This is a genomic window from Mycobacterium sp. 2-64 (assembly GCF_035918375.1).
Lineage (GTDB): Bacteria > Actinomycetota > Actinomycetes > Mycobacteriales > Mycobacteriaceae > Mycobacterium > Mycobacterium intracellulare.
Genome location: NZ_CP142361.1, coordinates 2,226,308 through 2,239,970, shown reverse-complemented (window position 1 = coordinate 2,239,970; position 13,663 = coordinate 2,226,308). Strand labels below are relative to the sequence as shown.

The 13,663-nt window shown below is 70.1% G+C and carries 11 protein-coding genes and 1 pseudogene; 7 read left to right on the top strand and 5 right to left on the bottom strand.

What is annotated here, in order from left to right; genetic code table 11:
• Positions 1–13: 13 nt before the first annotated feature.
• From QGN31_RS10670 to QGN31_RS10650, 5 genes are read left to right on the top strand one after another with little or no spacing between them, the layout of a single operon-like run.
• Positions 14–1,846, top strand: coding sequence for a hypothetical protein (locus QGN31_RS10670; protein ID WP_014382779.1), 1,833 nt, complete (start codon positions 14–16; stop codon positions 1,844–1,846).
• A gap of 4 nt (positions 1,847–1,850) precedes the next feature.
• The gene (locus QGN31_RS10665) at positions 1,851–2,213 is read left to right on the top strand and encodes a hypothetical protein (protein WP_014385129.1); all 363 of its coding nucleotides are present in this window, start codon (positions 1,851–1,853) and stop codon (positions 2,211–2,213) included.
• A complete protein-coding gene (locus QGN31_RS10660) occupies positions 2,210–3,574 on the top strand; it encodes a hypothetical protein (protein WP_014385130.1) in 1,365 nt (454 codons plus the stop codon). The genes QGN31_RS10665 and QGN31_RS10660 overlap by 4 nt, the downstream gene beginning before the upstream one ends.
• Positions 3,575–3,625: 51 nt before the next feature.
• Positions 3,626–5,809, top strand: coding sequence for an adenylate/guanylate cyclase domain-containing protein (locus QGN31_RS10655; protein WP_014385131.1), 2,184 nt, complete (start codon positions 3,626–3,628; stop codon positions 5,807–5,809).
• Positions 5,810–5,820: 11 nt separating this feature from the next.
• Positions 5,821–7,236, top strand: coding sequence for a mechanosensitive ion channel domain-containing protein (locus tag QGN31_RS10650; RefSeq protein WP_038536589.1), 1,416 nt, complete (start codon positions 5,821–5,823; stop codon positions 7,234–7,236).
• Positions 7,237–7,302: 66 nt separating this feature from the next.
• On the opposite strand, the gene QGN31_RS10645 is transcribed toward QGN31_RS10650, so the two are convergent.
• The 5 genes from QGN31_RS10645 to QGN31_RS10625 form a co-directional block, all read right to left on the bottom strand.
• Entirely contained in the window at positions 7,303–7,812 is a 510-nt protein-coding gene (locus QGN31_RS10645) for a methyltransferase family protein (protein WP_009954662.1), read from the bottom strand.
• Positions 7,813–8,083: 271 nt separating this feature from the next.
• Positions 8,084–8,593: a 2'-5' RNA ligase family protein gene (locus tag QGN31_RS10640; protein ID WP_009954660.1), complete on the bottom strand. Its 510-nt coding sequence runs from the start codon at positions 8,591–8,593 to the stop codon at positions 8,084–8,086.
• Entirely contained in the window at positions 8,593–9,273 is a 681-nt protein-coding gene (gene bioD, locus QGN31_RS10635; protein ID WP_014385133.1) for a dethiobiotin synthase, read from the bottom strand. Before bioD ends, QGN31_RS10640 begins: the two co-directional genes overlap by 1 nt.
• 9 nt (positions 9,274–9,282) lie before the next feature.
• Positions 9,283–10,440 (bottom strand): 8-amino-7-oxononanoate synthase, encoded by a 1,158-nt coding sequence (locus QGN31_RS10630; RefSeq protein WP_064893629.1) that lies wholly within the window; start codon positions 10,438–10,440, stop codon positions 9,283–9,285.
• A 273-nt stretch (positions 10,441–10,713) separates the two neighbouring features.
• Entirely contained in the window at positions 10,714–12,018 is a 1,305-nt protein-coding gene (locus QGN31_RS10625) for an adenosylmethionine--8-amino-7-oxononanoate transaminase (protein WP_064893630.1), read from the bottom strand.
• Between the two features lie 62 nt (positions 12,019–12,080).
• On the opposite strand from QGN31_RS10625, the gene QGN31_RS10620 reads away from it, so the two are divergent.
• A complete protein-coding gene (locus QGN31_RS10620) occupies positions 12,081–12,518 on the top strand; it encodes a hypothetical protein (RefSeq protein ID WP_008257820.1) in 438 nt (145 codons plus the stop codon).
• 333 nt (positions 12,519–12,851) lie between these two features.
• Positions 12,852–13,520: pseudogene (gene ripD / locus QGN31_RS10615) on the top strand (NlpC/P60 family peptidoglycan-binding protein RipD); the annotation flags it as partial.
• Between the last annotated feature and the right edge of the window lie 143 nt (positions 13,521–13,663).

Sequence of the window (13,663 nt, the reverse complement as noted above, 5' to 3'; positions counted from 1 at the left end):
GGGAGGCACGACGATGCGGCCGAATGAACTGACGATTGTTGCTGAGGCACCGGCGCGCGGTGCGGGGTTGGACCAGGTGATCGGGCTCTCGATCGCCGCGGTGGTGATCACGTTGCTGATGCTGTGGGTGGGCCACGCCCACCGCACGCACCGCATCACCTGGTTGGCCCGCCTCGCGGACAAGGTGGGCGAAAAATTCCACCGACCGAGCTGGGTCGCCCTGCCGGTGCTGGTGTTCACCACATCGATCATCTGCGCGCTGTTCGGCTTCATCTGGGACGTCAGCTGGCATATCGGCAACGGCCGCGACCCCGGCCCGCTGGCCAACCCGGCGCACTACTTCATCATCATCGGGCTGTTCGGCATCTTCCTCGGCGGGATGACGGCGGTCGTGCTGCCTTTCGAGCAGCCCGGCCCGGCGGCGGTGCGCATCACCCGGAACTGGCAGGCCCCCGTCGGCGGTGTGCTGATGGCCGGCTGCGGCCTGTACGCACTGATCGGGTTCCCGCTCGACGACATCTGGCACCGCATCTTCGGCCAGGACGTAACACTTTGGGGCCCAACGCATTTGATGATGATCGGCGGCGCCTGCTTCTCGCTGTTCGCGGTGCTGATGCTCGAGCGCGAGGGTGAGGCCCAACTGGGCGCCGACGTCCTGCACGGCGCGTTCATCACGTTCCTGCGCTACCTGTCGTTCGGCGGCATGTTCATCGGCTTGTCGGTCTATCAGATCGAATACGACTTCGGCGTCGAGCAATTCCGCCTCGTCCTGCAGCCCATGATGATCGCCGCCGCGGCGGCGCTGGCGGCGGTGGCCGCCCGCATCACCATGGGACGGGGTGCGGCCCTGATCGCGGCCGTCTTCGCCATCGCGCTGCGCGGTGGTGTGGCATTGCTGGTCGGGCCGATCCTGGGGGCCCCGATCAACTGGTTCCCCCTGTATCTCGGCCCCGCCCTCGCGGTCGAGTTGATCGCGCTGACTCCGCTGATCAAGCGCCCCATCGCATTTGGCGCCGTCGCGGGCCTCGGTGTGGGGACCGTCGGGCTGTGGCTGGAATCGCTGTGGATCGCGGCGGTCTACCACTACCCGTGGCCGGTCGGCATGTGGGGCGAGGCGCTGGCCATGGCGGTGCCGGTCGCGGTGCTGATGGGCATGTGCGGCGCGCTGTTCGGCATGGTGCTCACCGGCCAGCGGCTCCCCGGCCGCGCCGCCGGCATCTCGGTGGTGGTGGTCACGGTGCTGGTGATCGGCGGCGCGGTGGCCAACGGCCTGCACATCGTCGTGCCGCGCCAGAACAACGCCGCCATCACGCTGACCGATCTGCCCGCGGCGCCCGGGCAGCGCATGGTCTCGGCCGACGTCCAACTGCAACCGTCCGACATGGTCGGCCGGCATCCGGAGTGGGTGACGATCCTGTCCTGGCAGGGCCGGATGGAGAACAATCGCGGTCTACAGATCGACGAGCTCGAGCAGGTGGGTCCCGGGCACTACCGGTCGACGCGCCCGCTTCCGGTGTGGGGCACGTGGAAGACGCTGTTGCGGGTTCAGGACGGCTACACGATGACCGCGGTGCCGATCTACGAACCGGCCGACGAGGCGATCCCGGCGCCCGAGGTTCCGGCGTTGCCGGCGATGAACCGCCCGTTCGTGCAGGAGATCACGATCCTGCAGCGCGAACGCGACCAGAACGCGCCGGTGTGGCTGTTCACCGCCGGCTCGATCGTGGTGCTCTTCATGACGCTGATGGTCATCGCCGGCCTGACGTGGGGTGCGGGGCGGCTCGGCAACGCCGTCACCGAGCCGGAGCCCGTCGAGGACAAGCAGCCCGCTCCCCGGGCGGCGTAGGGCGATGACGATTCGCGGCACTCTCCTCGCGGCGTGGGTGACGGCGCTGGTCTGCGGGCTGGTCGCCTGCGGCGGTTCCACCGACAAGTCGCCGGCGGCTCCCCTGGTGATCGACGTGACCATCGCCCACGGTCAGGTGACCCCGACCAACGCCACACTGCAGGCCAAGGTGCGCCAGCAGATCACCCTGCACGTGACCAGCGACGCCACCGACGAGCTGCACGTGCACTCGACGCCCGATCACAAGTTCCAGGTCGCGGCGGCGCCCCACCAGACGTTTGACTTCGCCGTCGAGGTGCCCGGCAACGTCGCGGTGGAACTGCACCACCTCGACCGGACCATCGCCACCATCCAAGTGCAGCCGTGACCTCCGCCCACGCGGCGGTGGTGCTCGCGCATGGGCTCGGCGGGTCGGGCGACCTTCCGGTGCCGTACGCCTACGCGATGGTCGGGGCGGCATGGGCGCTGACGTTCACCTTCGCCCTGGTCGCTTTCGCCTGGCGACAACCGCGGTTCGATCCGCTGAAGCCGGGCAGGCCCTTGCCGGCGGCGCTCACGGCCTTCGTCGACGCCCGGGCGAGCCGCTGGGCGGCCGCGGCGCTGGCGCTGGTGTTCGCGCTGTGGGCGGTGTCGGCCGGGATCTGGGGCCCCCAGTCGGAGACCAACGCGCTGCTCGGCGCGTTCTACGTGCTGCTGTGGGTCGGGCTGGTGGCCCTGTCGCTGGCCTTCGGGCCGGTGTGGCGGGTGATTTCGCCCATGCGCACGGTGTACCTGCTGCTGCGCCGCGTCACGCCGCGGCGGATCGGCCGGCCGCGGCGGTCCTACCCGGAAGGCTGGGGCTACCGTCCCGCCGCGGTCGGCCTGTTCGCGTTCGTCTGGATGGAACTGGCCAGCCCGAACTCGGCGTCGCTGCCCTGGATCAGGACGTGGATCGCCGCCTACGCCGTGCTGATGCTCGCCGGGGCCTGGCTGTGCGGGCAGCGCTGGCTGGCGCGCGCCGACCCGTTCGGCGTGTACAGCATGGCCGTCTCCCGGCTCTCACCGTTTCGCCGCAATCGGGAGACCGGGCGGATCGTCGTCGGCAACCCGCTCGACCATCTGCCGTCGCTGCCGGTGCGTCCGGGCGTCGTCGTGCTGCTGGCGGTGCTGCTCGGGTCCACCGCCTTCGACAGCTTCTCGTCGTCGCCGACCTGGCGCGGCTTCGCCGATCGGCTCACGCGAGACGTCGGCGTGTCCCCCACTTTAGCGTCGTCGGCGCTACGCACCGCCGGGCTGATCGTCTTCATTTCCGTTGTGGCGGTGACGTTTTCGTTGGCCGCGCGGGCCACCGGCGGCGTGGACCGCGAGCGGCGCCGCGCGCTGCCCGGCCAGATGGCGCATTCGCTGATCCCGATCGTGGTGGGCTACATCTTCGCGCACTACCTGTCGTACCTGGTGGAACGCGGGCAGCAGGCGGTGTTCGCGCTGGCCGACCCGTTCGGCCGCGGCTGGAACCTGTTCGGCCTGGCGCACTTACACGTGGCCTACGTGTTGTCCATGCATCCGCCGCTGCTGGCGGCGATCAAGGTGATTTGCGTGGTCACCGGGCACATCGTCGCGGTGATCGCCGCCCACGACAAAGCCCTGCGACTGCTGCCCGCCGGCCATCAGCTCACCGGACAGCTGACCATGATGCTGGTGATGGTCGGCTACACCTTCACCGGTTTGTATCTGCTCTTCGGTGGGTAGGCGTTGCGGCGTGCGCTCCTCCGTAACGCGAACCCTGACCGAACTCGATTGATGGCGGGGCGCTCGACCGAGCCGGTCCCCCCGGACGAGCAGAACCCGGCCCGGACGACGTGGCGTCGCCTACGAGCGCTGTCCCGATTCAGCATTCAGTCCAAGGTGATGCTGATGCTGCTGGTGGCCAGCCTGGCGTCGCTGGGAGTGATCGGAACAGTCGAATACGTCGCGGCGCGCAACGCGCTGTTGCCCGCGGCCTCCGAGCGGATGACCCAGATGCGCGCGGCGCAGAAACGGGCCATCGAGACCCTGTTCTCGGATCTGTCGGATTCGCTGGTCGTCTACAGCCACGGAACCACCGCGTTGGACGCGGTGCGCGAGTTCACCGCCGGCTTCGACCAACTGGCCAACGCTCCCGTCGACCCCGGGCAGCAACGCGCGCTGGTGGACTTCTACACCAAAAAGCTGATCGAACCGATCGAGCGCGACACCGGCAAGAAGCTGGCACTCGACGCCGTGCTGCCGAGCAACAACGCACAGAAGTACCTGCAGGCGCACTACACCGTGGCGGCGAATCGGTCCTCCAATCAGACGGGCTCGGCGCCCGACGACGCCGGCGACGGCAGCGCATGGTCGGCCGCCAATGCGCGGTTCAACGACTACTTTCGCGAGATCGCAACCCGATTCGAGTACCGGGACGCGCTGCTGCTCGACACCCGCGGCAACGTCGTCTACAGCGTGAAGAAATCCGCGTCCCTCGGTACCAACGTCCGCACCGGCCCGTATCGCCAATCCAACCTGCGCGACGCCTACGAGAAGGCGATGGCCGCCAACTCGGTGGACTTCGTGTGGATCACCGACTTCGCGCCCTATCAGGCTCAACTCGGTCAGCCCATCGCGTGGTTGACGGCACCGATCGGTCCACCCGGCAACGCGGCCGGGGTGCTGGCGCTGCCCCTGCCGATCGCCAAGGTGAATCGGATCATGACCGCCGACAAGCAGTGGAAGGCCGCGGGCATGGGCGACACCGCCGAAACGTATCTCGCCGGTCCGGACCACCTGATGCGCTCGGATTCGCGGCTGTTCCTCGAGGACCCCCAGCGATACAAACGGGATGCGGTCGCGGCCGGAACCCGGCCGGCCGCCGTCGACACGGCGATCAGGTGGGGCGGCACCACGCTGGTTCAGCCCGTGGCCACCGCGGCGGTGCGCGCCGCCGACCGCGGAGAGTCGGGAACCCTCACCGACACCAGCTATCTGGGCCGGCGCGAACTCGCCGCCTACGCCCCGCTGTCCGTGCCCAATTCCGACCTGCACTGGTCGATCGTCGCGACCAGGGAAACCGCCGAGGCCAACGCCCGCGTCATGTCGCTCACCCAGACCCTCGTGATCACCACCACCGCAATGGTTTTCGTTATCTGTGTGGCGGCGCTGCTGGTCGCGCAGATCTTCGTGCGACCCATCCGCAGGTTGCAGGCCGGCGCCCAGGAGATCGGCGCCGGAAACTACGACGTCGCGATCCCGGTCACCTCCCACGATGAAATCGGGGAACTCACGGCCGCTTTCAACGAGATGAGCCGAAACCTGCAGATCAAGGAAGAGCTGCTGGGCGAACAACGCAAGGAAAACGACCGGCTGCTCGGGTCGTTGATGCCCGAGCCGGTGGCGCGGCGATACCGCGAGGGCGAACACACGATCGCCCAGGAGCACCAGGACGTCACCGTCATCTTCGCCGACCTCGTCGGCCTCGACGAGATCTCGGGCAGGCTTTCCGGGCGCGAATTGGTGGGCATCGTCGACGAGCTGATCCGCGAACTCGACTCGGCGGCCGAATCCCTTGGTATCGAGCCGATTCGCACGCTCCACAACGGCTACCTCGCCAGCTGCGGCCTGAACTTTCCCCGCCTGGACAGCGTCCACCGCACCGTCGAATTCGCTGTCGAGATGAAAGACATCATCGCGCGCTTCAACGCCAGGACGGGCTACCACCTGGCGCTGCGGGCCGGCATCAACACCGGAAACGTCATCAGCGGACTGGTCGGGCGATCCAGCATCGTCTACGACATGTGGGGCGCTGCCGTCAACCTCGCGCATCAAACACGCAGCAGCACAACGCAAACGGGGATTTACGTCACCTCGAAGGTGTACGAGGTGATGCACGACATCCGTCAGTTCACGCCCGCGGGCACCATCACGGTCGGCGGCGTCGAGCAGCAGATCTGGAAGTTGTCGGAAGGGTAAGGGGCAGGGCCGTGACATCCTTGGACTCGTCGTCGCTGTACTGGGCCGCCGGTGTGGTCATCGGGCTGCCGCTGCTGCTGATCGCCCTCACCGAATGGCATCAGAGCCTGGTCCGCAGGGACAGCCCGCTGGCCCGGCCGGCGTTCCTGTTGCGCAGCTACCTGATCCCACTGGGCGCCCTGCTGGTGTTGCTGGTCAACGTCGCGCGGATGCCGGCGCAGTTCACCTCGGTTCGGGTCCTCGCGACGGTGTTCGGCTTCGTGGTGTTGGTGCTGCTGTTGTCCGGGCTCAACGCGACCGTGTTCGAGGGCGCGCCGCAAGGGACGTGGCGCCAGCGCATTCCGGGCATCTTCCTCGACGTGACCCGGTTCGTGCTGATCGGAGTCGGGCTGGCGGTCATTTTCTCCTACGTGTGGGGTGTCCGCGTCGGCGGCCTTTTCACCGCGCTGGGCGTGACCTCGGTGGTGATCGGGCTGATGCTGCAGAACTCCGTCGGCCAGATCGTGTCGGGGCTGTTCATGTTGTTCGAACAGCCATTCCGGATCGGCGACTGGCTGGACACCCCCGCGGCCCGGGGCCGCATCGTGGAGGCGAACTGGCGCTCCGTCCACATCCAGACCGGCCGTGGGCTACAGATCACCCCGAACTCGGTGCTGGCCACCACCTCGTTCACCAACCTCAGCCGCCCGCCCGGGGGCCACCAATTGGCAATCACCACAACGTTTTCCGAGGTCGACCCGCCCGACCGAGTGTGCGCATTGCTGGAACGGGTGGCCAACGCGCTGCCGCAGCGCAGGCCCAACGCCGTGGCAGCCGCGACGCCCGCCGGGGCCGCCGAGTACCTCCTCACCGTCGGGTTGAGGTCGCCCGCAGACGATTCCGCCGCGCAGGCGACGTTTCTGCGTTGGCTCTGGTACGCCGCGCGGCGCGAAGGCCTGCGCCTCGACGGCGCCGAGGACGACATCTCGACGCCCGAGCGCATCGAGAAGGCCTTGCGGACCGTGGTGGCCCCGGCGTTGCGGCTGAGCCAACCGGATCAGCAGGCGCTGACGTCGCACGCCAGGATCGTTCGCTACGGTGCGAACGAGATCGTCGAGCACGCCGGCCGGGTTCCCGACAAGATGACGTTTCTGCTCGCGGGCGGTGTGCGATTGACCGCCACCGCCAGGGACGGAACGGCGGTCGCGGTCGGGGGGCTGGACGAGGGCTCGTTCCTGGGGGTGACCGCGCTGACCCGGCAGCCCAACCTGTCCGACGCGCAGGCGATCGACGAAATCACCGCGCTGGAAATCGATCGCGACCACCTCGTCGAATTGGTGACCAGTAAGCCGCTGCTGCTGCAAGACCTGGGCCGCGCCATCGACGAGCGGCGCGCCAGGGTGCACGAGGCCATGGGGCAGGAGTTCGCACTGTCGGCCACCCCATGAGCCGGGCGGCGCCGCAGCGCGACGAACGCTGATGTGCGGCCGGAGCGCCGGGCCCAGCGGGCGATGTCATCTTGGGCCGGGCGTCCACGGGCGCAGTCGCGGAAACCACGCGGGCACCGCCTGCCGATAGGCCTCGTAGTCGGTCCCGAATTGGCGCTGCAGGGTGGGTTCTTCGTACCAGCGCACGAACGAGGCCGTCACCGCCCACATCACCGCGGCGTAGATGGCCGTGCCGAGGCTGCCGAACAGCAGGGCCTGGCCGACGATGACCACCAGGAGGCCGACGTACATCGGATTGCGGACATACCGGTTGAATGCACTGACGACGAGTCGTCGGGGCGCCGCGACGGGTGCTGGGGTGCCGCCCGCCTTGGCGAACTCCGCAAACGCCGACACCACCGGTACCAGGCCCACACAGATCAGCAGCACCCCGACGATCTGGGCAATCACCCAGTGTGGCAGCGGTTGATGGCAATGCCAGCCGGTGATCAGCCAGGGGATCAGTCCGGCGACGGTCCCCGGGGCGACGAGAAAAAACGCCGCGCTGCCTAGCGCCGCAGTCGTTGTACGCATCATGCTCCCCTTCGCTCAGAGCCTGTAACTCGCGCGTTCCCAATGGTTTTCACGCCAGGTACGGCGACGGCGTCCCGCCGCGGGAAGTCGGGCACCTTGATGACCCGGCGCACGACCCGTCGTGAAACCTGGCACCGCATAACTCCCCGACTGCGGAGTTTCTCCGCGTCCAAGCTAACGACATCGGCGGAGATAAGTCAACGACCGTAGAATTTCTGTGCGATGCGCCGATGGGTGGCCCCCGCGCCCCGCCATACCGCGTTTGCGGTCGCCACTAACCGATCAGGTGCTCGACCTTCTTGTTGCCGTCCCAGCGGCGCAAACCCGCGAAGCTGCCGTCGATCTGGGCGGGCCGGCCCGCGATGCGCAACGCGCGGCCGAGTTGGGCGCCGCCGACCCGGCGGGCGATCGTGACGTGCGCGGTCCATTGACCGGGCAGGCTGTTGGGCATCGGGCCGGGCACCAGATGCGGGGCGCACAACTCGTGCACCCGGGCGTGCAGGGCCAGCAGCTCGCCCGTCGGCACCACGAGCCGCGCGAAAACGGCGCTGCCGCGGCCGAACAACACCGGCGCGCCGACGAGGCAGCCCAGCGGCAGCCGGTTGCTCAGCGGGGCCAGCAACGGGTCGACGTCGGCGGCGATGCCCTCGGCCACCGCCAGCGTCACGTGCGGGCGGCTGGCCGGCGCCTGGCTGGGAATTCCCGCCGCCGCCAACGCTTCCCAGATGTTTCGGATCGCGGCCTCGGTGTCGCGGTCGAAGGTCAGCTCGATGGAGTGGACCATCAGCCGGCCAGCGTGGCGACCCAGTCGCGGTCGAATGCGCCTGCGCACAGCGCCGCGAAGTCGGCCGCGTCCAGCGACGCCGCCCCCGCGGGCAGCGCGGCGCGCAGCGCGGCCAACCGGGCCAGCGCGGACCGGTTGGACGCCTCCACCACCCCGGGGCACCGGGGCCACGCCCCGATCACCAGCCCGGCGCACGAAACATTGTGTGCGGCAAGTGATTCCAGCGTGAGCGCGGTGTGGTTGAGGGTGCCCAGCGACGGGCTGACCACCACCAGCGCCGGGGCGCCGAGCGCGACGGCGAGATCGCGTGCGGTGACACCGTTTTCGCCGAGTTCGACCAGTAGGCCCCCGGCGCCCTCGACCAGCGTCAGCCGCCCCGGCCGGTCCAACTCCCCGATGAGCCCCAGTAGCTGCTCGCGGGTGGGCAGCGGCATCCCGGCCTGCTCGGCCGCGGCCACCGGCGCCAGCGGCTGCGGGTACCGGGCGAACCCGGCCAGCTCGGTCACCCCGGACAGCCGGCCCACCTCCGCGAGGTCGTCGTCGCCGTCATCGGTGCCGGTCTGGACCGGTTTGCACACCGCCACGTCGAGGCCGGCCCGGCGGGCGTGGCAGGCCAGCGCCGCGGTGACGACCGTCTTGCCGACCCCCGTGTCGGTGCCGGTGACGACCAGGACCGTCACCGGGGTGCCCTAGCCAAGCCCGGCGAGCACGTCGGTGAGCACCCGGCGCGCGAGGTCCAGCTCGGCGTCGTCCAGCGACGCGCGCGCGGTCAGCCGCAGCCGCGAGGTGCCGGCGGGCACGGTCGGGGGCCGGAAGCATCCGACCCGCACGCCGGCGTCCAGGCAGGCGGTCGCGGCGGCCACCGCCACGTCGGGGTCGCCGAGGATCACCGACACCACCGCCGACTGCGGTAGCTCGCGTACCCCGCAGGCCTCGGCGAGGATGCCGGCATGGCGCAGCACGGCGTCCGCGCGCCACGGTTCGGCCCGCAGCACCCGCAGCGCGGCGCGCGCGGCACCCACCGCCGCCGGGGCCAGTCCGGTGTCGAAGATGAACGTGCGCGCCGAATCGATCAGATGGGCGCGCACCGACGCCGGCCCGAGCACCGCGCCGCCCTGGCTGCCCAGCGCCTTGGACAGCGTGGTGGTCATGACCACGTCCGGCGCACCGGCCAGCCCGACCTCGTGCAGCAGCCCGCGCCCGCCGCCGCGCACCCCGAGGCCGTGCGCCTCGTCGACGATGAGCAGGGCGCGATGCCGACGGCACACGTCGTGCAGTTCGCGAAGCGGCGCCAGGGCGCCGTCGGTGGAAAACACCGATTCGGTAAGGACGACCGCGCGTTCCTCGTCGCGCGATCGCAGCGCCGCCTCCACGGCACCGACGTCGCGATGCGGCGTCACCGCCACCCGGGCCCGCGACAGCCGGCAGGCGTCGACGAGCGAGGCGTGCGAAAGCTCGTCGGACACCACCAGCGAACCCCGGCCGGACAGCCCGACGACGGCGCCCAGGTTGGCCGCGTAGCCCGAGGAGAACAGCAACCCCGCGGCCGCCCCGGCGTAGTCGGCGAGCTCGGTCTCGAATTCCTCGTGCAGCTCGGTGTCGCCGGTGACCAGGCGGGACCCGGTCGCCCCGGCGCCCCACATGCGCAGCGCGGCGACCCCACCGTCGATCACGTCGGGGTGTTGGGACAAACCCAGGTAGTCGTTGGATGCCAGGTCCAGCTCGGTGGCCACGGCGGGGCGCGGCCGCAGCGAGCGGCGCAGCCCGGCTTCGCGGCGCTGCCGTTCCACCGCCTCCAGCCAGGCCAGCGGGGAGACGTCGATCGGTGCCTGCGGGGAGGCGTTCATAGGGGCTCAGCCTAGTGGCGATCGCCAGCGCGGCCGCGGCGACCGCCAGCCCGGCCGCGGCGACCGCCAGCGCGGCGTAGCCGGGCGCAGCGGGTCGCCGCATAGTTCACGCCGGGCGCAGCGGGTCGCCGCCATCAACGTCAGTGGCGACCGCCAGCCCGGCCGCGGCGACCGCCAGCGCGGCGTAGCCGGGCGCAGCGGGTCGCCGCATAGTTCACGCCGGGCGCAGCGGGTCGCCGCATAGTCCACGCCGGGCGCAGCGGGTCGCCACTGCTAGCCGACGAGGCGGGCGACCTGCACCATCGCCGAGGCGATCCGAGAGGTCTCGTCGGGCGTGCAGATGTAGGGCGGCATCGCGTAGACCAGGTTGCGAAATGGGCGCAGCCAGACGCCGTGGTCCAGCGCCGCCGGCGTGGCGACGGCGAGGTCGACGGGGCGCGCGCATTCGATGACGCCGATGGCCCCGCGCACCCGGACGTCGGTCACGCCGGGCAATGCGCGGGCGGGTTCGAGCCCGGCCGCCAGCCCGGTGCCGATCTCGGCGACCCGCGACCGCCAGTCCTGCCCGAGCAGCAGCTCGACGCTGGCCACCGAGACCGCGCAGGCCAGCGCGTTGGCCATGAACGTGGGCCCGTGCATCAGCGCGCCGGCCTCGCCGGCGCTGATGGTGTGCGCGATCTCGGTGGTGCACAGAGTGGCGGCCAGGCTCAGGTAGCCGCCGGTCAGCGCCTTGCCGACGCACATGATGTCGGGGCTGACGCCGGCGTGGTCGGCGGCGAAGAGCTCGCCGGTGCGGCCGAAGCCGGTGGCGATCTCGTCGAAGATCAGCAGCACGTCGTGCCGTCGGCAGATCTCGCGCAGGTCGCGCAGGTACCGCGGGTGGTGGAAGCGCATGCCGCCGGCGCCCTGCACGACGGGTTCGACGATGACCGCGGCCAGTTCGTCGGCGTGGCGGGCCAGTTGCGCCTCGAACGCCGCGCTGTAGGCGGCGTCGTAGTCCCGGGGCACCTGCGGGGCGAACACCTGCCGGGCCAGGATGTCGGTCCACAGCGAATGCATGCCGCCGTCGGGGTCGCAGACGCTCATCGGGGTGAAGGTGTCGCCGTGGTAGCCGCCGCGCCAGGTCATCAGCCGGTGCTTGCCGGGCCGGTCGAGGCCGCGCCAGTACTGCAACGCCATCTTCACCGCCACCTCCACCGACACGGATCCGGAGTCGCTGAAGAACACCGTCTCCAGGCCGGCCGGGGTGATCTCGACCAGCAGCTGGGCCAGCCGGGCCGCGGGCTCGTGGGTCAGTCCGCCGAACATGACGTGGTTCATGGCGCCGAGCTGGGCGGACAGGGCCGCGTCCAGGACCGGGTGGCCGTGCCCGTGGATCGCGGTCCACCAGGAGCTCATGGCGTCGAGCGCCTCGACGGGTTCGCCGTCGCGGATCAGGGTCAGCCGGGCGCCGTGCGCCGCGACCGCGACGACGGGTGCGATGGATTCGGCGCCGATCGTGCTGTACGGATGCCACAGGTGCGCGGCGTCGATCGCGCTGATCTGCTCGGGCGTTAGCCCGGCCTTGGCCGCGGGCATAGTGATCGAGGGTAAAGCAGCCGATTCGCGCAAACCCGGGCCGTCGGGAAGCATGGGACATCATGGCCACGCCGCAGCAGCCCGACAGCGCAGGGCCCGCACCCGACCTGGTGGATTACGACGCCGAGGCCCCCGGGGCGCCGCGGGTGATCCGGGTGCGGCTGGCGGTGTGGGACGTCGTCTGCACCGTCACCCTGCTGGTCCTGCTCGCCGTGCTGGCCACGGCGACGACCTGGCCGTCGCGGCTTTTCGGCTTCCTGGCGCATGTCTGCGCGGACGAGACCTGCGGGCCGGTTCCCTTCGGGCTGGATCTGTACATCCACCCGGTGGTGTGGGGCGGGATCGGGGCGGCCCTCACCGCCGCCGTCATCGGCCCGGTGGTGTCCATCCTGAAGGGCTGGTACATGTCTTTCTGGCCGGTTCTGGCTCTGGCGCTGGTCATGGTGAGCTCGGCGGCGGGAACGATGCTGACCTTGTTCAGCGAACGCTATTGGCTCTGATCGGGCCGGCGTCTCCGCCCCGTGACGGGATGGCTACGTCGTAGCCGGCTGAGACCGAAATCACAACTGCGCATACGGGATTGGGCCGCGCCAGTCACCGTCCGGTCACGGTACGACAAATAATCCCCCGGGGCCCTGGCGGCTAAAACCATCTGTTGTCAAAGTTACGGTTGTGACTGATGTGAATACGGCCAGTCTGACGGGCCGGTTCACTACGCAAGTGCCATGGACGGCGCGGCCCCAGCGTGGGGGCCGTCGCCCGATCCATGAACCGGGGGCGGACGCGCGAGGTCACCGCGTCGAGGCCCCACGAGCGCCTGAGAGGCCAGAAACATGAAACGCATCTACGCCCTCGCGATCGGTTTGGCCCTGCTCGGGGCGCCGATGGTGGTTCCCACCGTCGCGACCGCCGACCCGGGCGCCAGGTCGATGGACTATCAGCAGGCCACCGACGTGGTGATCGCCCGCGGTCTGTCGCAGCGCGGCGTGCCGTTCTCCTGGGCCGGGGGCGGCATCAACGGCCCCACCCGCGGCACCGGTACGGGCGCCAACACCGTCGGTTTCGACGCCTCGGGGCTGATGCAGTACGCGTACGCCGGTGCCGGCGTGAAGCTGCCGCGTTCCTCCGGGGCGATCTACCGCGTCGGCCAGAAGATCCTGCCGCAGCAGGCCCGCAAGGGTGACCTGATCTTCTACGGACCCGAAGGCACGCAAAGCGTCGCGATGTACCTGGGCAACAACCAGATGCTCGAGGTCGGCGACGTCGTGCAGGTCTCGCCGGTGCGCGCCAACGGCATGACGCCCTACATGGTCCGCATCCTCGGCGCTTCCGCGCCGACGCCACAGGCCCCGGCTCAGCAGCTGCCCACCCAGCAGGCTCCGGCTCAGCAGGCGCCATTGCAGCAGGCACCGGCTCAGCAGGCGCCGACACAACAGGCGCCGTTGCAGCAGGCGCCGGTGCAGCAGTCCCCGTTCACGCAAGCGCCGCAGCAGCAACTGCCCACCCAGCAGGCGCCGTTGCAGCAGGTCCCGACGCAGCAGGCGCCGCTGCAGCAGGTCCCGACGCAGCAGGCGCCGGCGCAGCAGGTGCCGACCCAGCGTGCGCCGTTGCAGCTGGCACCGACACAACAGGCGCCGTTACAGCA

Coding starts and splice junctions, on each gene's coding strand:
- QGN31_RS10670 (WP_014382779.1), top strand. CDS start 14: ATGCGGCCGAATGAACTGACGATTGTTGCTGAGGCACCGGCGCGCGGT.
- QGN31_RS10665 (WP_014385129.1), top strand. CDS start 1,851: ATGACGATTCGCGGCACTCTCCTCGCGGCGTGGGTGACGGCGCTGGTC.
- QGN31_RS10655 (WP_014385131.1), top strand. CDS start 3,626: ATGGCGGGGCGCTCGACCGAGCCGGTCCCCCCGGACGAGCAGAACCCG.
- QGN31_RS10645 (WP_009954662.1), bottom strand. CDS start 7,812: ATGATGCGTACAACGACTGCGGCGCTAGGCAGCGCGGCGTTTTTTCTC.
- QGN31_RS10640 (WP_009954660.1), bottom strand. CDS start 8,593: ATGGTCCACTCCATCGAGCTGACCTTCGACCGCGACACCGAGGCCGCG.
- QGN31_RS10630 (WP_064893629.1), bottom strand. CDS start 10,440: ATGAACGCCTCCCCGCAGGCACCGATCGACGTCTCCCCGCTGGCCTGG.
- QGN31_RS10625 (WP_064893630.1), bottom strand. CDS start 12,018: ATGCCCGCGGCCAAGGCCGGGCTAACGCCCGAGCAGATCAGCGCGATC.
- QGN31_RS10620 (WP_008257820.1), top strand. CDS start 12,081: ATGGCCACGCCGCAGCAGCCCGACAGCGCAGGGCCCGCACCCGACCTG.